The sequence below is a fragment of the Phormidesmis priestleyi ULC007 genome, from assembly GCF_003003695.1.
Lineage (GTDB): Bacteria > Cyanobacteriota > Cyanobacteriia > Leptolyngbyales > Leptolyngbyaceae > Phormidesmis_A > Phormidesmis_A priestleyi_A.
The window spans coordinates 1-20,291 of the sequence record NZ_PVWG01000040.1 but is presented as its reverse complement, the minus strand read 5'-3'; the positions used below and the strand labels follow the sequence as shown (position 1 = coordinate 20,291).

Genomic DNA, 20,291 nt, shown 5'->3' with positions numbered 1-20,291 from the left:
CGTTCGCAGCGGCTTCTGCCCCCTAAAACCCCCAATTTGGGGGACTTTGAACCGGAATCTTGGCTTGAAGTCACCCAAATTGGGGGATTATAGGTAGCTCTCCCAAATTCACCATCGGAGCGAACCACTTCTATCGAACTCACGTTATATAAGAGTTGAGCTTGAATCCTTATAGAAAGACGGCAGCATCATGAGGCTTGAAAAGAGCAGTTTTCTCACTCTACGGCGCAGGACGCTGCTCGTGATCGGAGCCACTCTTGTGAGCCTCAACGGAGTGCTTTATGCGGTCTCTTCAACGTTGCTGCTCGGTAGCTCTCGTCAAGCCGAAGAGCGAGACACGCGCCAAGTCACCCAAGGAGCGCTGAGTGTTTTTACTCAAAACCTTGACCAGTTTAACGCGCGGTTTTCAGATTGGTCAGACTGGGATGATGCCTATCGATTTGTGCAAGATGGGAATGCAGAATTCGTTCGGTCTAATCTGATTGACACTCAGTTAGCGACTCTCAGAGTTAATGCGATCGCCTTTGTCAATCCATCAGGGAAAATTGTTTTTGGCACCGGATTTGATTTGCAAAACGGCAAAAAAACACCCATTCCAGGCGCTTTGCTGAAGCGTTTAAAGGTAAACGATCGACTGCTGCAACATACCAGCCCCGACAGCAACTTTGCCGGAATCATTGCCGCGTCTGAGGGCGCACTGATGATTGCCTCGCGTCCCATTATCACCAGTGAAAGAAAAGGAGCGATTCGCGGAACGTTGATCATCGGTCGCTACTTAAATGCTGACGAACTCGGACGACTCGCGAAGCTGATTCAAACGCCTCTGACTCTTCAGGTCTTGAGCGATGGCAAAATGCCTCAAGGTTTTGGGGCAAGCGCTCATCCAGACCTAGACAAAGCAGACATCACCATCCGCGCGATCGACGAAAAGACGATCACAGGGGCGGCACTTTTGAGAGATCTCTATGGTGACCCCGCGCTAATTTTGCAGATCAGCAGCCCCAGAGAAATCTACGCTCAGGGCAAACAAGCGATTCGGTTTCTCAGTTTGTTGATTATGGTGGTGGGCTTAGTGTTTGGGGGCGTGACATTGCTGCTGCTAGAAAAGCTGGTGCTGTCTCGGCTTACCCAACTCAACCAAGAAGTCAGTCACGTGGGCGAAAGCAGTGATTTATCGCTTAGAGTTTCAGTGCAGGGCAATGACGAACTTGCAAATTTGGGCTTTACCATCAACACGATGCTCACTGCTTTAGAGCAATGTGCGATCGACCTTCAGCGATCGACTGTTGAGTTAAAAAACGCCAAAGAAGCCGCAGAAGAAGCAAACTGGGCAAAGGGTCAATTTTTAGCCAACATGAGTCACGAATTGCGAACTCCGATGAATGCCATTATTGGCTATAGCGAAATGCTGCAAGAAGACGCGATCGATTCTCAGCAAACAAACTTTGTCTCCGATTTGCAAAAGATTAGCGGCGCGGGGAAACAGCTTCTAGCGCTGATCAACGACATTCTCGACTTCTCTAAACTCGAAGCCGGGAGAATGGATCTTTACTTAGAATCGTTTGACCTTGTGAGTTTGGTTCAAGAAGTCGTTAGCACCCTCCAACCTCTAGTTCAAAAGACGGGCAATACGCTAATCGTTGAGTGCGATCACCAGATTGGCACTCTCTATGCCGACCTCGCCAAAACCCGTCAAAATCTCTATAACCTACTTAGCAACGCCATCAAGTTTACCGATCGCGGGACAATCACCCTGACGGTAGAAAAGCAAGAACGGCATTCTGGTTCCCTTTTACCCGTGATCCTTTTCAAAGTGTCTGACACCGGAATCGGTATGACGCAAGACCAGATCGCTCAATTATTTCAGGCGTTTGTGCAAGCAGATGCGTCTACCACTCGCAAATATGGCGGCACTGGGCTGGGTTTGGCGATCGCGCAAAAGTTTTGCCAGATGATGGGCGGCGCGATCGCTGTCGAAAGCGAATTAGGTCAGGGCACAACCTTCACAATGCAAATTCCAATACAGGTAGATAATCAAGCAAACCACCCTGCGATCGAACCCATCGTTGCAGAAAATTAGCTCTAATTTATGCTGACTGGAAAATAACCCCTAGAATATTTTTAGTGACCTGTTATTTAAACAACGAGTTGCATTGGGAATCCCGATGCGGCGCTGGCTAAACGAGGCGATTAGATGAGCGATGAACCGGGAATTGTGCTGATTGTTGACGATATCGAAACCAACCGTGACTTACTCGCTCGTCGTCTTCAGCGCCAAGGGCACCGCATCGTCATGGCAGAAAATGGGCAACAAGCGCTGGCATTGCTTAAAGAGCAGCCAGTTGACTTGGTTTTGCTTGACATCATGATGCCTTTTATGACGGGCTACGAAGTGTTAGAGCATCTCAAGGCAAACCCAGCTCTGAGCCACATTCCGGTGATCATGATCTCGGCGTTAAACGACATCGACAGCGTAGTGCGCTGCGTCGAACTCGGAGCCGAAGACTATCTCTTTAAGCCGTTTAACCCCACCCTCCTCAAAGCCCGCACCGAAGCCAGCCTTGAGAAAAAACGATTGCGCGATCGCGAACGAGCCTTCTTAAAAGAACTCCAAATCGAGCAAGAAAAGTCAGAACGTCTGTTGTTAAATATTTTACCTAAGCCTGTTGCCGACCAACTTAAGCAAAACCCCAGCACGATCGCAGAGAGTTTTCCTGAAGCCACCGTCTTGTTTGCCGACATTGTAGGGTTTACGCATTTATCGGCTCAAAAATCACCGATCGAGATCGTTACTCTGCTCAACAAAATCTTTTCTGCCTTTGATCAACTCGCCGATCGACACGGCTTAGAAAAAATTAAGACTATTGGAGATGCTTATATGGTGGTGGGCGGTCTGCCGATGCCCAACCCTAACCATGCCGAGGCGATCGCGGCGATGGCGTTAGACATGCAGGCGGCGATCGACACGTTTAACCAGGAGACGGGGGAAGCCTTTATCATGCGGATCGGAATCAGCACGGGCCCAGTAGTGGCAGGTGTGATCGGCACACACAAATTTACCTACGATCTGTGGGGCGACACTGTGAATATGGCCAGCCGTATGGAATCTCATGGCATTGCAGGCCGCATTCAAGTCACTGGCTCAACCTACGATCGACTTCATGACAAATATGTATTTGAAGAACGCGGCACGATCGACGTTAAAGGCAAAGGCGAAATGCTCACCTACTGGCTCAAAGGCAAAAAGTAGAATTCAGCTTTTAGATCCGGTCAAAAGTCTGACCTCTGCAAATCGCAGTATAGGGATAATCGTTACAAACCATTGAAGATTACTATAGTTCACTAGCTATATTCCAATGGTTTGTTGAATCCCTATTCTGATATATCTATATCAAACGCTAAGAGTTTTTATCGGCGAATAACAATTATCGCCATTGAGAAAAATTGGCGTTGTTGAATCGTTAAACCCATCCTCACCCATTCTCAAAAAGAGCAGGTGACAAAAACTTTGGCTACCCTTTTTCTGGGAGAGAAGAGCTGGGAATGAGTGCAAATAATAATTGCGTTTAGCAAGGCTAAAAAATCAGTTGTTAATAAATCTGAGGCTTTTGAATGAGTCGAATTAATGGATTTGTGGATCGCCGTTCTTTCTTAAAGTTAACGGGTGTTTGTGGGGTTGGAATTGCGGCAACAGCGGCTAGTGGTGCGCTCTGGAAACCAGATGTCACGCTTGCTCAACAATCGACTCCTGTTGCTAAACCGCAACCTGTCTCTCCAGATGCTGCCCTCAAACTTTTGATAGAAGGTAATCAACGATTTGTCGATGGCAAGGGACAGCATCCCCACCAATCGCGCTTACGGCTGCAAGAAACATCGGTTGCCCAATATCCATTTGCGTCAGTTTTGGGCTGCGCTGACTCTAGAGTGCCCGCCGAAATTGTATTTGATCAGGGCTTAGGCGATTTATTTGTGGTACGGGTTGCCGGAAATGTTGCTAGCCAAACGGCGATCGGCAGTTTAGAATTTGCCTCAGCCGTGTTGGGTTCGCAACTGATTGTGGTGCTGGGGCACGCAAGATGTGGTGCAGTTGCTGCGGCTGTCAAAGGCGATCCGCTGCCAGGAAGAATCGGTGTGTTTGTGGAAGAAATCAAACCTGCCGTGGAGCGCGTTCGCTCCAAATCGGGAGATCTTGGACAAAATTCCATTACTGCTAATGTGCAATATCAAGTTGAAAAGCTTGCAGAAAGCTCCACCATTTTAGCTGGCTTAATTAAGCAAGGAAAGCTGCGGATCGTAGGCGGACAGTACGATCTCGCGACTGGAAAAATGTCACTTGTGACCAGCTAATTTTTAGATTTGATCTGTTGCTTCGAGTTTTCTATCTCGCCTGGAAATTAATCCCTGGGCGAGGTAGAGCCGTAGCCGGAAGGTGTTACTCCTATCTTTTACTGAAAGTTGACAATTCGGGCAAAGCTGGTTGCCTCAAGACTTGCGCCGCCGACTAATGCTCCGTCAATTTCAGGTTGAGCCATAATTTCGTCAATGTTGTCTGGCTTGACTGAACCGCCATATTGAATCGGGACATTTGAGTGAGTGAGCTTACTGCGAATCAAGCCGATCACCCGATTTGCTTCGGTTGAGGCGCAGGTGTCTCCGGTGCCGATCGCCCAAATCGGCTCATAGGCAATCACCAAACTGGTTTGATCTACGTCTACTAGGCCTTTTGCAAGTTGGCTAAAGATGTGAGACTCGATTTCTCCGGCATCGCGCTGCTGTTTGGTTTCGCCTACGCACAAAATCGGAGTCAGCCCGGCTTTTTGAGCCGCTTTAATCCGCAGATTTACCGTTTCATCAGTTTCGCCAAAATATTGTCTGCGCTCACTGTGACCGATGATCACATAGCGCACCCCCGCTTCGAGCAGCATTGGGGCAGCTACTTCACCCGTGTATGCCCCTGATGTCTCCCAGTGCACATTCTGAGCACCAATTTGAATGCGGCTGCCGTGCAGAGTTTTAGACAAAAGATCTAAATCAGTAAACGGGACACACAGAATAATCTCTCGATCGTCAGGAGTGGTGTCTAGCTCAGATTTAAAGCCTTGCAAAAACTCCATGGCTTCTGCCTGGGTTTTATACATCTTCCAGTTGCCAGCAATAACAATTTTTCGCACGGGTACTCAGGTTAAGACAGGATGAATTGCATCCTTTAGTCTACGGCTTTGAGGGATCAATTGAAAAAAATCCAGCTCATTATTCGGTGGTCATTGCAATCTGGACGGCTTGCTGACTGATTTCTTGATAAACTGCCTTGAGGTAGTCCATCGCCGCTTGATTAGCAGGCACTTCGGGTTTGAGAGGAATCGTGCCCAGCACTTCTAAAACCGTCTCACTACTAGGAGGCGGAACGATCACAATCAGCGTTGGTTCGAGTTGTTCGGCATAGTGCCAGAAGCGATCGAGCTTCAGTGTTGTGGCGGGGCGAACTGTTGAAACGGGTTCTTCTGCCTCTGAAGTTTCGCCCCCGGCACTGCGCGTCTGTCGTAGCGCTTCAATAATCTGCTCTTTGGTGCGACCCCGCAGTTGAAATAAGACAAACGGATCTTCACTGAAGCGATCGCCCAACAAATAATAAACTGCCCCAATATGCTTGCAAGGGTTTGCCGGATCAGGGCAAGAACAACGACTGTGAATATCAAATTTATTAAACGGAAATAGGCTCAACCCGTTTGCGGTAAACACTTCTTCAATGGTTTGAGGCATTTCTCCAGCCAACAGTTTGGCAGAGAAGATTGCCCGTTCTGCCATCGACTCGATCACATAGCTCCACTGATCGTCGCTAAAGGGGTCGAGTGACAAAGACACTTGATAGGGTTCTGGGGCAGTGCCCTGAACGTTAGCGGAGACTTTAGCACTTTGAAAATCGATGTTTAAGACGTTGCCTTCTCTGGCATAAGTGCGGGCACGTGCCAAGCGTCGAGTCCAGCCAAACGATTCTAAAACATCGATCCAGCGCTGTGCCCACCATTCGCGACTGGGTTGAGAATAAGCATCAGTCATGGGCAATGAAGAGGCAAACGTAGATGTCCAAAATTATAGAGGATCGCGAATTAGATGAAGACAGAATTTACGTAGGGGCATGGCACTGCCGTGCCCAGTGGCGTTGCAAGTAACCGATATTATTTAATTCACGATCTAATGCCTAAGATAGACAACAGTACGGCTTCTAGTCACGCTGCTTCTACCTAATGAAGGACACTCGATCTAGCCAAAGGCAGATGTAAAGGCTAGAAAGGTGTGACCTGTCTGGGTGAAGTCTCGCTGAGACTTCTCTCTAGACAGATAGATAATCTTAGCTAAACCCCGTAAAATTCTTTAGCTATAGGGAAACAACAAATCATATCTCCTGACGAGTGGCAGCTCTCAGGAAGTTCAGGCAACTCTAATTCCCATCTTTTTGATTGACCTTTGTAGCTGAGTGTTGCGAGGAAACTTCAAAAGTTGTTTCCTCGCGATGCTTAAGCGCGAAAAAAACTGACTACTGTAACTTTCTAGACGAGGGCTTTTATGTCTGAACCCAATGGTGTCATGATGCAATACTTTCACTGGTATATTCCCAGTGATGGTAGCTTGTGGAATCAGCTTGCAGAAAATGCTGAAGAGTTGTCAAAGGCTGGAATCACTGCTCTCTGGCTTCCTCCCGCTTATAAAGGCACAGGTGGCGGATACGATGTCGGTTATGGGATCTATGATTTGTTTGATCTGGGCGAGTTTGACCAAAAGGGAACAGTCCGCACCAAGTATGGAACCAAAAGCGAGTATCTAAACGGCATTAAAGTGGCGAAAAGTGCAGGGCTGGAAGTCTATGCCGATGTGGTGTTTAACCACAAAATGGGGGCAGACGCGGAAGAAGAAGAGTCTGCAACCCCATTTGATCCTGAAAACCGTCATGCTGTTGTCGGTGACTATCAGCCGATCAAATCCTGGACTCACTTTACCTTTCCCGGTCGCGGCAACAAATACTCCAGTATGCAGTGGCATTGGTGGCACTTTGACGCGATCGACTACAACGGCTATCACCAAAACGAGAATGTGGTTTATCTGCTCGAAGGCAAGCGCTTTGACGACAACGTAGATCAAGAGAAAGGTGGCTATGCCTATCTCATGGGCTGTGATCTTGACATGGAGCATCCTGAAGTTCGCGGAGAACTCAAATATTGGGGCGAATGGTATCTAGACCTCACCGATGTCGATGGCTTCCGATTTGATGCAGTTAAACACGTTTCGGCAGAATTCTTTCAAGATTGGTTTGATCACGTCCGCAATTATGTGCAGCGAGATCTGTTTGCCGTAGGTGAATATTGGTCTTATGAAGTCGATGCTTTGCACCATTTCATCGGCTTGACTCAAGGAAAAGTGGCGCTATTTGATGCCCCGCTGCACTACAATTTTCAAGCTGCCAGCGTTGGCGGCGACGGCTATGATATGCGGCAGATTTTTGACAACACCCTCGTTCAGCAGCAGCCCTGTCTCGCCGTGACGCTGGTCGAAAACCATGATTCTCAACCTTTGCAGTCTTTAGAGTCGATCGTTGAATCTTGGTTCAAGCCGCTTGCTTACGCGCTGATTTTGCTGCGTCGTGAGGGTTATCCCTGCATTTTCTACGGCGATTACTACGGGGCACACTACCGCGATCGTGGAAGAGATGGCAACGAGTATGAAATTTGGATGGATAGCCATCGCGAACTGCTCGACAAATTCTTGTTGGCGCGTCGGACTTACAGCTATGGGGATCAATACAACTATTTTGACCACCCCAACACGATCGGCTGGACGCGCTTAGGCGATGCTGAACACCCTGGTGGCATGGCAGTGGTGTTGAGCAACGGCTCTGAAGGTTGGAAATGCATGGAAGTAGGACACCCCAACTGCACCTATATTGACCTCACCGAACACATCAGCGAACCCGTTGTCACCAATGAGTACGGCTGGGGCGAGTTTCGATGCCAGGGTGGATCAGTGTCAGTGTGGGTTCCGCAACCATCATCAACCTAATCAAACGTGAATTCGATGAAGCTTCTCGCTGCGGTTGCAAATCCGGGCTGCCCCCTAAATCCCCCAAAATTGGGGGACTTCAAGCCAAAATTTCCGGTTCAAAGTCCCCCAGGATGGGGGATTTAGGGGGCAGAAGCCGCTGACAACGACGCGAAAAAACTCGTCGAACTGACGTTAATTTAATCCACGATCGCTCACTCAAATACAAGAGCTAGAAGTTTTATTTGCTGTTAGTTTTATAGAAGGTTGCCAACTTCTCATAAAAACTAACCTATGCCTGTCGATTTTAGTGCTGCAATTCCAACGTTTGTGATCACGCTGCGAGAAGGGGTTGAAGCCGCTCTCGTCGTGGGGATTGTCATGGCTTATCTCAACAAAGCAGGTCAATCTTCCCTAAATTCCTGGGTCTATAGCGGAATCGGAACGGGCGTTTTTGCCAGTGTTTTAGTTGGGGTTTTGTTTGGGTGGACGATTCAGGCGTTAGAGGTGTCTGATCAGCCTTATGCCCCAGTCTTAAAGCCTTTTTTAGAAGGGGTGTTTGGAGTGATCGCGATCGCTCTGCTAAGTTGGATGCTTGTCTGGATGACGCGACAAGCAAAATCGCTCAAAGGTCAGGTCGAAAATGAGATTAGCAATGCCCTTCAAGCCAAGTCGGGGGCGGGATGGGGCGTTTTTTGGCTAATCTTTGTGGCGGTTTTGCGAGAAGGATTTGAGACTGTCGTTTTTATTGCCGCCAAATTTCAGCAGGGTTGGATTCCGGCATTTGGAGCGGTGGCCGGATTGATCATGGCAACGGCGATCGGAGTGCTTCTCTTCAAGTGGGGAGTCAAAATTAACCTGCGAGTGTTTTTTCAGGTGATGGGCGTTTTCTTATTGCTGATTGTGTCTGGGTTGGTGATTTCAGCACTGGCGCACTTTGATAAGGCGTTTGCAATGCTGGCACAACTCGATCCGCAATATGCCGCTATCTGCGTTTCTCAAACCTCCTGTTTTCTCGGCTCGCTCGTCTGGAATCTGCATGGCGTGCTGCCCGATCGACAGTTTCCCGGCATTATTCTGCACACATTGTTTGGGTATGTCGATCGCTTGTATTGGGTGGAAGCGATCGCTTACATCGCCTTCTTAACCACTGTGGGCAGCATCTATTTGCAAAGTCTCACAGGTTGGACAATGTTGAACGCAAATCGCAAACCTGCCGAAAACTAGAATCTTTTCCAAGCAATGACCCACTTCACCAGTTTTCTGGGTCTTGGAAGAGAGCCGTACTCAAATAGCGCTCACCAAAGCTGGGCTGAATCATCACAATCAGTTTGCCCGCATTTTCGGGGCGCTGTGCGATCTGAATGGCTGCCGACAAATTTGCCCCTGTAGAAATGCCTGATAACAACCCTTCTTCTCTGGCTAATCGGCGACCATATGCGATAGATTCTTCATCCGTTACCTGAATAATCTCGTCTACCAAATCCAATCGCATGATGTTAGGCACAAACCCCGCTCCGATGCCCTGAATCTTGTGAGCGCCCGGTTGCCCACCCGACAGCACAGGACTGTTTTTTGGCTCGACGGCGATCGCTTTAAACTCAGGCTTGCGCGACTTGATCACCTCGGCAATGCCCGTAATCGTGCCACCTGTGCCAACGGCAGCGACTAAAAAATCAACTTGTCCATCGGTGTCAGCCCAAATTTCTTCGGCGGTGGTTTCGCGATGGACTTGAGGATTTGCCGGATTTTTAAACTGTTGCAGCATAAACGCATTGGGAGTATTTGCGGCAATCTCTTCGGCACGGGCGATCGCGCCTTTCATCCCCAACGTGCCCGGCGTTAATTCTAATTGAGCGCCATAGCCTCTGAGCATGGCCCGTCGCTCTGTGCTCATGGTGTCGGGCATGGTAAGCAGCAGCCGATAGCCTTTTGCGGCGGCGACCATTGCCAGGGCGATTCCGGTGTTGCCAGACGTGGGTTCGACTAAGAGCGTTTTGCCGGGGTGAATCCAGCCTGTAGTTTCAGCGTGTTGAATCATGCTGATGCCAATGCGATCTTTAACCGACGACGCGGGATTCATGCCTTCTAGTTTGACGACGATTCTGGCAACACATCCCTCGGCTTGAGGAATTCGATTGAGTTGCACTAGCGGCGTGTGCCCGATGAGTTGAGTAATATCGTGAGCAATTCGCATAATAGTATTAATGGAATTCGTGGGAGTGAATGCACGATCGGGCACACGACGATAAGCATATTTGAATAATTTAGCGTTTAATGCGTTGCTCAGTAAATCTCACCTTTAGCAGATTCTCCGTCACCTGAAGTTGAGGCTCAAGATTTCGCCACTTGCGATGGCTTCCTTTTTGAGAGATTAGAACAAAGCCGTAGCGCTGAAGAATTTTCTCAACTTCATTTGTGTTCATCCGCCGAGTTCGACTCATCCGATCGTAACCTCTTTGATAATGGCTCCTTCGGATAATTCAAGCGGTTCAGGGTCGAGATATAGTTCGATCGCTTCACGGATATCGTCTAGGGCTTCTTCCTTGGTTTCTCCTGCCGAGGCACAGCCCGGTAATTCTGGACACCAGACTGCCCAATCTTCTGTTTCTGGATCATGCTCAAGGACTACGCGCCATTTCATCTTGATTTTCTCCATTACGGGAAGTAACGATAGATTTCTTTTCGATGCAGTACACGAACGAAAACTACAGTGTCCTCGCTTACAGAAAGCCCAATTCGGTAGTCGCTTACTCTAATGCGGTAGTAATCTCCCGATGCTTTTAGTTTTTTGACATTAGTTAAGTTTGTCCAATTATTAACAGATTCAACTTCTTCAATAACTGCTTGAATTCTTTTCAATAGCTCCGCATCTCTAATTTTACTGAGATCTTTTTCAAAACTTTTTCTGAATTCAACGTTCATGGCTGCTGACTTAAGATTTTGAAGATGGCTTCTCGACTGACAGGTTCAGTGGTTTCGCCTTCCTCAATTGCCTTTGCCAAGGCGATATCTTCCATTGCTTCAACAATAATGTCTGTAAAGACTTCTTTCTGTTCTTGCAAGATCTCAACGATCGCTGTTTTGATCAGTTCTTTAAGCTGGCTTGTGTTTAATGTGTTTTCAGACATCGTATTTCCTCCATAATTGATTACTTTTGGGCTGACCAAGGATAGGTTGACTGTTTTACTGCTTGGTAATTTGCATCTAATTCAGGTTCTAACAGCAAGATGGCTGTAATGCGTCGTGCCATCTGAGTAACTTCAATGACTTCTTCTTGTTTGAGCGATCGCCCCAGCAATTCTTGTTCTCGATAGCTCAACCATTTTTTGATCACCTGATAGCCACCGATCGTATAACTCCAGACGCGATCGGGGATATTTTTCCAATAGGCGATGTCGTTGAGGTAAATGTCACGGGTATTGGTGCCAAGTTGATCAATGACTTCTGCGGTTGCTTCGCAGTTCCCCAAAAGGGTAATCGCGGTTTGTTCTTCTGGGGTGTAGGGTCGATCGCTGACTTTTCCTTTTCCGGGCATGGTGACGTTGTTTTGTCCTGCGTGACCCCAGCCTGCGGTGAGGGCAAAGTCGGTGTTTGGGTCTAGGTTGCCAGTGCCAACACGGGAGACAACGGCAATGGTTTTCAATTCAGGACGAAGTTTACCAGAGGTGACACCGAGAACGGGGGTTTCTGGATCGAGGAGTGCGGCAATTTGACGACCGAGCGTTGCAGAGGTGATTAGAGTTTCGCGATCGTTAGGAAGTGGGATGCGTGGAAAGTCTTGACGAATTCCATCGGCATTTTCTTCTAGATAAGCAGGTGAATAGCCGATCGCTAGGGCGTGCATCCAAATTAGAGCAGCCGTTTCTGCATCTGTATCAGGGTTAGAGATACCCAGTGATTGAAAATAAGCACGAGCAGTATTAGACAAATTTGCGATCGGTTCTTGAGCAGAAGTATCAGAGATGCCTTGAATTCCTATTTGCCCTGGAGCTTGCTTTAGACGTTTAGAAGTTGTTGGTACGAGCCTTAAAGCAAAACAAGATGCATCTGGAGATAGTAAATGGTCATCGGACAAACCTTTTACAAAGTAGAAAGGGCAACCTTCAGATGACTTTGAAGCCTTTACACGGCTTAGTAAAAATGAATTTCCTTCCCAACATTGGGCATAAAGGTTGGGTCTAGGCTCATTCCACAAAGGTCGAACTGAACTGTAATAACACCAGCGAAAATCAAATGGACGCATTGCATAGCGAAAGATGTGCTGCGAGTTATAACTTTCAGTTTTGATAACTTTTGTTCTTGTTTTTTGAGCATCAAATCTTGCAGCATCTCTTGTGAGACCCGTCCCTAAAGTTTCTAGAACTTCCCAATTAGTACTGGGATCGTAATACATCTCCATTCGCTCTTCAAGAGCTTGTTTATCTAGATCAATCAATGCATCATCTCGCTTTTCCATCAGACCGTTGCTAGAAGCTTCTGAACATAATTCAGTGAGTTTTGCCCACTGCAAATAATCAAAACTGATACTTCTTGGACGAAATGAAAAGCGGTTGTCTCGAATTGGTTGTGCAGTTATATAAGCTGCGTCAAAACTTGAAGCATCTAAACTCACAAGTAAATCTGCCCTCTTAGTTACACCCCAGAAATGACGGAAGTAGACGGTTGGATTTGAACTACGCTCTTCTTGGCGAACCATTAAACCAATTGTTGTGCCAACTCGAATGCCTTCGCGATTGTATTCCGTTGAAAAAACAGAAGGATCTGGCTTGCCTTCTGGGGTTACTTTCCCTGTTTCTCTACTATCCCCATTCATGCAGTCGAACCAGAGTTTATCAAATTCCTTTAAAAATCGCTGCCGCATCACAACATAAGAAGGATCGCTGAGGTAGGAAAAGTTAGAGACATAACAAACAACCCCTTTAGTCGGTTTTTGTTCAGTAACACAATGCTCTGCCAGCCTAAAGAAACGAATATAAAGATCATCAAGGTTAAATTTTTTGATTCCCCATTCGCTAATTAATCCTTGCTTGTAAAGATCAACGAGTCCTTGTTCTTCTTTTGGACTAATACCAGAGAAAGCGTTGTAGGGCGGATTTCCTAAAACAACTAGGATAGGTCTATTTTGTTTGACTTCATCTGCTGCTTCTCGTTCTTGCTCAAGTTCAGGATAAGAAATTGAAAGCTGTTTATATTTAGCTTTAGCTTCCTCTGTGGGCGGCTCCCATCCCGTCAGCGCATTCGTCAAATACACCCCCACCCGTTCCTCTTCATCACTCAACGGCACCCCCAAATTTTGCAACAGCAGCCCCAACTGCAAATGCGCCACCACAAACGGAGCCGTCAAAATCTCAAACCCAAACACCCGCTTCATCGCGGCTTCCTTTAACTGCGAACCAACCAGCGCCCCCATCCCCTTATCCTGCAAATTGGTTTCAATTCGCTTCAACACTTCCACCAAAAACGCGCCCGTTCCACAACAAGGGTCAAGAATATAGACATTTGGGTCAGCTAACCCATCTTCGATCTGCAACTCTTCGCGCAATACTGTGTCTACCCGCGCCACCATATATTGCACAATCTCTGGTGGCGTATACCAAACCCCTAACTCCTTGCGTAAAGTCGGATCAAACGCCTCCAAAAACGGCTCATAGAAATATTGAACGGCTTGCCCCTCATCAAACTTCGAGAAAAACGCCGTGCGATCGACTCGATTCAACGCCTCCCCCGTCCAATTCAACACCTCTTCTAAATCCAGCTTGCGAACATGAGTTGCAGTCGCCACCTTCTCAAACAACGCCTTAATCATCGGAACGTGCAGATAATAACCCGCCACCCGCCAATCAAATCGCCCCTGTTCTTGCTGCTTGTGCCACAACACCCACGCCGAAAAAATGCCATAAAACAACGTTTGAATCAGCGTAGACTTAAAAAATCGCTCTCCCTTCTTCGGGTCTTTCTTATCACCCGTAAACGCAATTCCTAACGCCTCTTCTAACGCCTTTCGCAGCGTCTCTAATGCAGGCAAATCCGTCTTCTCAACTCGTGCCTTCGCATCCTTTGCATAAGAAGCCAAAAACCACGCCAGATCTTGCGGGCTGGCAATGCTGGCAGACTGAAGCATCACCCGCTTTAGATATTCAGTGACTTGTTCTTCTTGCTCTTGGGCAAATTGCTTAGGATTCTTTGCCTTCTGCCAAAACTCTGCCTCATTTTTAGCGAGACGGTAGGTTTCCAGCGTCGCAGGCTGCCCACTGGCATCTTGCCCAATCAGCACAAAATCTCGATAGTTCGTCACCAACACCTGACGATACTGATTCCAATATTTAGAAACTTGCTGAGTCTGAGCAATCACCCAGGCATCATCCCCGGTTCCCTTAATCTCAATCACGCCTCTCTCTGGATTTGTGGGATTAGCGGGCGTGTCTCCTGTCTTCTTCTGAAACTGACTAGCACTAAACAAACCCCCATCCGGCATTCCCGCCCCGCCGATATTCTTCAACTGCATCACACAGCGCACCTTGGGCTTTAGCGTCTTACCCAACTCATTCAACAGCTTCTCTAACGCCCCATAATAAGAAGTCTCCTTAACGGCTGCCCCCGTCGCCCGAATCTCTTGCAAATCTCGAATGTAAGTTTCAAAAGCACTCATAGCGATTTTCTCGGAAATAGACTTTAAGAAGATGTCTGAGACCTATTTGCTGTCTTCTCTACCTTAATGCCGTCACCCTGAGACAAACGATCGCTTCTCAGATATCCCCCAAGCAATTACTCTACTCAAGCTGAAATTTGAGAGGAAGACTATATAATTAGCACGTCTTTTGTCAGAATGAATTTCAACCTGAACTGTGTGTTGCTGAAAGCCCAATGTTTGAAAAAAAAGATACTTCTCTCATCAATCTGGCGCTGTTAGCCGCGATCGTAGCGGCATCTCAACCTTTAGCGATCCCCTTTGTCGCGCCTCCAGGGTTGGCACAGGCTCCCACTGCTAGCCCGACGGTTCTGCTGCCAACCGGGACAACCGTTCGGATTGATGGCTCAAGCAGTATGGCAACCGCTAACCAAGCGCTAAAACAGCGATTTGAGACACAGTTTCCAGGTACAAGCGTCACCGTTGGCTATGACGGAACTCCAGCCGCGCTGCAAGCCGTTTTAGATGGCAAAACTGATATTGCAGCGATCGGTCGCGCCCTCACTCCTCAAGAAAAAGCCAAAGGCTTGATTGCAGTTCCACTATCACGAGACAAAATCGCGATCGTGATCGGGTCTAATAACCGATTTAATGGCAGCATCACGGGCGAGCAGTTTGCCAAGATCTTTCGTGGGGAGATCACTGACTGGTCAGAAGTTGGCGGCTCTCCTGGCAAGATTCGCGTCGTCGATCGCCCCGAAATCAGTGATACTCGTCAAGCTTTTCGCAACTATCCGGTCTTTAAAGCAGCTCCCTTTAAATCGGGCGCAACCACCGCACGACTTCCAGAAGACAGCACTGCAACCGTGATTTCTCAGCTAGGAACCGATGGCATCGGCTACACGATCGTCAGTCAAGCACGAGAAGCCGCCGGGTTGAAGGTGTTGCCCATGCACAACGTGCTTCCGACTGACCCCAAATATCCCTTCTCGCAGCCGTTGGTTTATGTCTATAAAGGCCCAAATCCTAGTCCAGCGATCGCGGCCTTCTTGGGCGCTGCCTCTGCACCAGACGCGCAACAGACTATTCAATCTGCCCAGTTCGATCCCGCTGTGCTTGCCGCCGGAAGCGCTGCTGGCACGGCTGCCGCACTTAATGCTGCCCCAGCAACGACTGCATCCCCAACCCCAAGCGCGTCTCCAGATGGGGGAACTTCTCCAACAGTGTCGGCATCTCCTAATGCGGGTGCGTCTTCTACGGCTACACCTGGGGCAGTAGCTGATGCCAGATCTGCTCAAGTGGATGGAGGCATTTCGCCGTGGCTTTGGTGGCTATTGCCTCTAGGCTTACTAGGGTTGCTTTCTTGGTGGCTAAAAAACCGTCGCAATACGCCTGAAACGATCGCAGAAAGACAGATCGAGCCAATCGCTCCAGTCCAGCCCGCTCCAGAACCCACTGCTATTCCACCCGCGCCCGATCTCACAGCCCCGGCTGAGAACCCTAACCTTGCCTCTAGAGCCGGGTCGGTGATTAGCTCCGATCGTGCCGAGATCGCAGAACAACCTTCCCTTGAAATTGGCGACACCCCGCTAGAAACGACTTCACCAAATTCACCAGCGCCTAACCTGATTGGAGATGCCGCGATCGCAGGTGGAGCCGCGTTAGCAGCCGGGGCAGGAGCCGCAGCTTGGGCAAATCGTTCTAGCGATTCTTCAGATCGCTCTGATCCTCAAGAACTTACAGAACCGCCTCTGATCCCTTCTGAGTCGATCGAGCCTACAGATTCAACGGCTTCTAATGTCACTGACGCAACATCAGAGCCACCGTTCACGCCCACAGGTGATGTACCTATAGGTGCAGCATTAGGTGGTGCAGCTTTAGCGAGTGGAGCCGCAGCTTGGACGGCTCGATCGCAAGATACTTCTCCTGAGACTAGCCCTGATGTGCTTTCAACATCGCCAGAGGTGGCCACGGACGAAGATTTAGAGATCGAAGCAGCGCTCTCGACCTTCGACACGATCGACGACTTGGATGCTGACTTGCCAAACGCGATCGCTGACGACCCAACCGAACTCGATCTAGACGAAGCAACTTCTGCTTCAGCCTTGACTGATGTGGGTTCTCCGATCATCTCTGCGGGGCTAGTCGGCGGAGCCGCTGCTGCGGGAGTGGCTGCTTGGGCGTTGAGCGATGACGATCGGGCCCAATCTGAGGTCGAAGCCGCTAAATTTGATGTCGGGCAAACTGACCTCAGCAGTGAAACTTTAGCAACCGTTGATCAAGAATTGCCAGATTTACCAGAGGGCTATGGGGAAAGTCGAATTGTGCTGCTGCCTCGGAATCCGCAGTGGGGCTATACCTACTGGGATATTTCTAACGAGCACAAATCTGAAGTGCGACAGCAAGGCGGAGAAAAGTTGGTGCTGCGGCTCTATGATGTCACCGATATCGAAGTCAATCAGCAAACCCCTCACAGCATGCAGCAGTTTGACTGCGACGAAATGGCACGAGATTGGTATCTTTCAATTCCGGTGAGCGATCGTGACTATCTTGTTGAAATCGGCTATCTCACCCGTGACGGTCGCTGGCTGATGCTGGCACGATCTACGCCGATCCGAATTCCTCCGACTTATCCTTCTGACTGGGTTGAAGACCAATTTGTGACGATCGACTGGCAAGAAGACCTGCGGGGTAAAACCTTCTTAGAATTGGTGCCTCCTAGCAAGCAAACTGAAACTGAGGCAGTCGCTAATCCGATTTACGATCGAATCTTTGGCATAGCACAATCTGCCGAATCGCAACGAGTGGAGGGTTCTCTGTTCGGTTCTATGCAGCAGGTGCCTCAACAATCAATCAGCTCTTTTGGTTTGCAATCTGGAGTCGGAATAGGAGCATGGCCAACGCCTTCAGGAATCGGAATGTCGGGAATCGGAATGTCGGGAATCGGCTTTTCGGCATCGGCTCCTCCTATCCGTCCGCGTAACTTCTGGTTAGTTGCCGATGCAGAACTGATTGTTTATGGCGCAACCGAACCTGATGCAAAGGTGACGATCGACGGCAACCCGATCCAACTTAACCCTGATGGCACGTTCCGGTTCCAACTGTTGTTCCAAGATGGAGTCATCCGGTATCCGATCATTGCCATTGCTGCCGATGGTGAGCAGATGCGATCGATTCACATGAAGTTCACTCGCGAAACGCCCCAGCGCAACACAAACACCAAAAACGAAGCTCAGGACGAATGGATTTTTTAGAAAGATGAGGGCGGAGCCATATTCGCCCTTCCCGTAGGCACCTTTTCCTTGGAGACTCATTAACACCGTCAGAAATGTGCGCTCAAGATCCCCTTTGGTTTTGAGATCGAAATCTCCCTGAGATAAATTCTCGTTTCTTCAGATGTTTGGTGTCGCGTCCAGTGACTCGCTCACGCCACATCCGAAAGCTAGAAAGTTTCATCTCACGACGCATTAAGGCGATCGTCTGCGGTTCGGTCAAGCCAAACTGAAGCTCGATCGCCTCAAACGTCGTCCGATCTTCCCACGCCATTTCGAGAATGCGATCAATTGTTTCGCTATCTATCTCTGCTAGATCCATCTCTGCCGTAAAACTCGCTTTCGACCATTCTATTAGGTTAGTCGATTCAAAAACGACTATCTTACGGGGAGTAATTTGCGGCTTTCTTCGCCGGGTTTGACGGGTGCGATCGCCGGAAAATGCTTGTCAACCAGATCGGGAATTTCTTCTGCCCCAATTTTGCAGTAGCGGGCTTTTCCGGGCATCACGACATTGGGCCCTTTGCCGCAATTTTTCATGCAGCCTGTGCCTTTGATAGCAACTTGATCGTCGAGTCCGCGATCGCTGAGTGCCGTTTCTAACGCCTGACAAACGGCTTTGCCGCCTCGCTTCATGCAGCCTGATTTTTGGCAGACTAGAATCGTCTCTGACGGTTTTTGTTGAGAAGATAGCTTGACTAGAGCGGGCGCAGCCGTCGGAATGATCGGTTTAATAAAATCGACTTTTAGCTTGATGAGATGGGTGGCTCGATCGACCTTCTTTCTTCCAGACACCTGCACCCAGTCACCCGGAACCAAGACTTGACCTAGCCCAGCCCGCGCTTCTTTGGTCAGCTTTAGCGAACATTCACCCTCGGCGGTGGCAAGCTGCAATCGCTTAATTTTGTAGCCGTCTTCGATCTCATATCCGAGAAAGCGCCCTTCTAAGCTGAACGCGTTGACTTGGCTGGTCTTGGACTTTCCCATTATCAAACTCCGAGGTCGCAAATTATTAGAGAAATCTTTGCTGGGCTGAAAGGTGTTGCTTTGTTGAAAATAATATTCAACAACGTTTATCTCTTAAGATTACAGCAAACTTTTCTATTTGCAAACTATTCTCATTAAGAATTTAAGAATTGACATGAGCGATCGCGCTCTTAACCCTTATCAGATCAGTGTCATGCGATAGTGTGGATGCTGCACTCTTTGAAAGCGCTATGTCTGCAAGTCACCCGATCGTTCTCGCACTCGATTTTGACGGGGTTGTCTGTGATGGGCTGAGAGAATATTTTCAAACGGCGTGGCGAGCCTATTGCCACATCTGGCAGCCCGATGATTTGACTCCGATCGAAGATTTAGCGCCAAAGTTTTATCGGTTGCGCCCAGTGGTTGAGACGGGCTGGGAGATGCCGATTCTAATTCGAGCGCTAGTTTTAGGCATCGAGGAACGCAAAATTTTTCAAAACTGGGTCACGATCGCCGCCCAAATCATCATAGAAGATGCGTTAGATGCCGCGAGTGTCAGCGCGATCGTAGATGACATCCGAGATCAGTGGATCGCAACGGATCTTGATAGCTGGTTAGGTGAGCATCGCTTCTATCCAGGGGTGATTGAGCGGCTGCGCGAGGAATTAGCGAGTTCGACTGACTGCGTGATCATCAGCACTAAAGAAGGACGCTTTATTAAACAACTGTTGCAACAGCAGGGCATTACGCTGACAGACCAACAGATTTATGGCAAAGAAGTTAAACGCCCGAAATATCAAATTCTCAAAGAACTGAATGCAGAGTATGGAGAAAAGACTTCGATCTGGTTTGTTGAGGATCGACTAAAGACATTAGAAGCGGTCAAAAAACAGCAAGGATTAGAGAATGTGATGTTGTTTTTAGCGGATTGGGGCTATAACACGATCGCCGATCAACAATCGATCTTAGACGACGATCGCATCCATCTTTTGTCACTAGAACAATTCACGCAAGATTTTGCAACTTGGGTGCCACAACAAACCAAGTAATTCAGTTTTTCTCATGAGGTTGATGAGACGGGAGCATCTCACCTTTGCGATGAGCATAACTACTCAATTCAATCAGCCAACCCTGAGCCAAGGTTGAGAGCGCGTGAAATCGCCATTGAGATAAGCAGAGCGGTGCTTCAGCCCTTGAGGCACATTGTGAGCACTCCACTGTGCCCCTGAAATCTTCAAGCGGCGATTGATTTGTTTCACTAACGATTCCACTGCCCCCGACCCAATCGTAACCCCTGCCTGTTGCAACGCTTGGTAATCAGGAATTCGGGTGCGATGGGTTTGCAGGTAGGCAATGAATTTGAGGGCTGAGTCAGTGGCATCGCGCAGCAA

The 20,291-nt window shown here is 48.5% G+C and carries 17 protein-coding genes and 1 pseudogene; 7 read left to right on the top strand and 11 right to left on the bottom strand.

Annotated features, from left to right (window positions below; all coding sequences use genetic code 11):
* Nucleotides 1-190 precede the first annotated feature (190 nt).
* The 3 genes from C7B65_RS21310 to C7B65_RS21300 all read left to right on the top strand — a co-directional run bounded on the left by C7B65_RS21310 (nt 191) and on the right by C7B65_RS21300 (nt 4,347).
* Nucleotides 191-2,080, top strand: a complete 1,890-nt coding sequence (locus C7B65_RS21310; protein WP_073074681.1) for a sensor histidine kinase — start codon at nt 191-193, stop codon at nt 2,078-2,080.
* Nucleotides 2,081-2,194: 114 nt separating this feature from the next.
* Nucleotides 2,195-3,250 carry an adenylate/guanylate cyclase domain-containing protein gene (locus tag C7B65_RS21305; RefSeq protein ID WP_073074682.1) on the top strand — a complete coding sequence of 352 codons (1,056 nt, stop codon included), beginning with the start codon at nt 2,195-2,197 and terminating at the stop codon, nt 3,248-3,250.
* Nucleotides 3,251-3,612: 362 nt separating this feature from the next.
* Complete coding sequence (locus C7B65_RS21300; RefSeq protein ID WP_073074683.1) at nt 3,613-4,347, top strand: carbonic anhydrase; 735 nt, start codon at nt 3,613-3,615, stop codon at nt 4,345-4,347.
* A 98-nt stretch (nt 4,348-4,445) separates the two neighbouring features.
* Here the strand turns inward: C7B65_RS21300 and tpiA are convergent, their stop codons facing one another.
* Nucleotides 4,446-5,171: a triose-phosphate isomerase gene (gene tpiA, locus C7B65_RS21295; protein WP_073074684.1), complete on the bottom strand. Its 726-nt coding sequence runs from the start codon at nt 5,169-5,171 to the stop codon at nt 4,446-4,448.
* A gap of 79 nt (nt 5,172-5,250) precedes the next feature.
* Nucleotides 5,251-6,057, bottom strand: coding sequence for an SWIM zinc finger family protein (locus tag C7B65_RS21290; RefSeq protein WP_073074685.1), 807 nt, complete (start codon nt 6,055-6,057; stop codon nt 5,251-5,253).
* A gap of 507 nt (nt 6,058-6,564) precedes the next feature.
* Between C7B65_RS21290 and C7B65_RS21285 the strand changes: the two genes are divergently transcribed.
* Both C7B65_RS21285 and C7B65_RS21280 read left to right on the top strand, forming a co-directional pair.
* The gene (locus C7B65_RS21285; RefSeq protein WP_073074686.1) at nt 6,565-8,052 is read left to right on the top strand and encodes an alpha-amylase; all 1,488 of its coding nucleotides are present in this window, start codon (nt 6,565-6,567) and stop codon (nt 8,050-8,052) included.
* A gap of 273 nt (nt 8,053-8,325) precedes the next feature.
* Entirely contained in the window at nt 8,326-9,258 is a 933-nt protein-coding gene (locus C7B65_RS21280) for an FTR1 family iron permease (protein ID WP_073074687.1), read from the top strand.
* A gap of 25 nt (nt 9,259-9,283) precedes the next feature.
* Here C7B65_RS21280 and cysK read toward each other — a convergent pair whose 3' ends face one another.
* The 6 genes from cysK to C7B65_RS21250 all read right to left on the bottom strand — a co-directional run bounded on the left by cysK (nt 9,284) and on the right by C7B65_RS21250 (nt 14,683).
* Nucleotides 9,284-10,228 carry a cysteine synthase A gene (gene cysK, locus C7B65_RS21275; protein WP_073074688.1) on the bottom strand — a complete coding sequence of 315 codons (945 nt, stop codon included), beginning with the start codon at nt 10,226-10,228 and terminating at the stop codon, nt 9,284-9,286.
* A 70-nt stretch (nt 10,229-10,298) separates the two neighbouring features.
* Nucleotides 10,299-10,475: a type II toxin-antitoxin system HicA family toxin gene (locus tag C7B65_RS21270; protein ID WP_073074689.1), complete on the bottom strand. Its 177-nt coding sequence runs from the start codon at nt 10,473-10,475 to the stop codon at nt 10,299-10,301.
* Nucleotides 10,472-10,675, bottom strand: a complete 204-nt coding sequence (locus C7B65_RS21265; protein ID WP_073074700.1) for a type II toxin-antitoxin system HicB family antitoxin — start codon at nt 10,673-10,675, stop codon at nt 10,472-10,474. Before C7B65_RS21265 ends, C7B65_RS21270 begins: the two co-directional genes overlap by 4 nt.
* Nucleotides 10,676-10,689: 14 nt before the next feature.
* Nucleotides 10,690-10,956 (bottom strand): type II toxin-antitoxin system RelE family toxin, encoded by a 267-nt coding sequence (locus C7B65_RS21260; RefSeq protein WP_073074690.1) that lies wholly within the window; start codon nt 10,954-10,956, stop codon nt 10,690-10,692.
* Nucleotides 10,953-11,162 (bottom strand): hypothetical protein, encoded by a 210-nt coding sequence (locus C7B65_RS21255; RefSeq protein ID WP_073074691.1) that lies wholly within the window; start codon nt 11,160-11,162, stop codon nt 10,953-10,955. The genes C7B65_RS21260 and C7B65_RS21255 overlap by 4 nt, the downstream gene beginning before the upstream one ends.
* Nucleotides 11,163-11,182: 20 nt before the next feature.
* Complete coding sequence (locus C7B65_RS21250; RefSeq protein ID WP_073074692.1) at nt 11,183-14,683, bottom strand: type ISP restriction/modification enzyme; 3,501 nt, start codon at nt 14,681-14,683, stop codon at nt 11,183-11,185.
* A gap of 215 nt (nt 14,684-14,898) precedes the next feature.
* Between C7B65_RS21250 and C7B65_RS29475 the strand changes: the two genes are divergently transcribed.
* Nucleotides 14,899-17,916, top strand: a complete 3,018-nt coding sequence (locus tag C7B65_RS29475; protein ID WP_073074693.1) for a DUF4912 domain-containing protein — start codon at nt 14,899-14,901, stop codon at nt 17,914-17,916.
* A gap of 82 nt (nt 17,917-17,998) precedes the next feature.
* On the opposite strand, the gene C7B65_RS21240 is transcribed toward C7B65_RS29475, so the two are convergent.
* Together C7B65_RS21240 and C7B65_RS21235 are read right to left on the bottom strand one after the other, a co-directional pair.
* Entirely contained in the window at nt 17,999-18,256 is a 258-nt protein-coding gene (locus tag C7B65_RS21240) for a TIGR03643 family protein (RefSeq protein ID WP_073074694.1), read from the bottom strand.
* 56 nt (nt 18,257-18,312) lie between these two features.
* Nucleotides 18,313-18,921 (bottom strand): (2Fe-2S) ferredoxin domain-containing protein, encoded by a 609-nt coding sequence (locus C7B65_RS21235; protein ID WP_073074695.1) that lies wholly within the window; start codon nt 18,919-18,921, stop codon nt 18,313-18,315.
* Nucleotides 18,922-19,151: 230 nt separating this feature from the next.
* On the opposite strand from C7B65_RS21235, the gene C7B65_RS21230 reads away from it, so the two are divergent.
* A complete protein-coding gene (locus C7B65_RS21230; RefSeq protein ID WP_073074696.1) occupies nt 19,152-19,949 on the top strand; it encodes an HAD family hydrolase in 798 nt (265 codons plus the stop codon).
* Between the two features lie 72 nt (nt 19,950-20,021).
* Here C7B65_RS21230 and C7B65_RS28030 read toward each other — a convergent pair.
* Nucleotides 20,022-20,291, bottom strand: a pseudogene (locus C7B65_RS28030) (hypothetical protein); the annotation flags it as partial.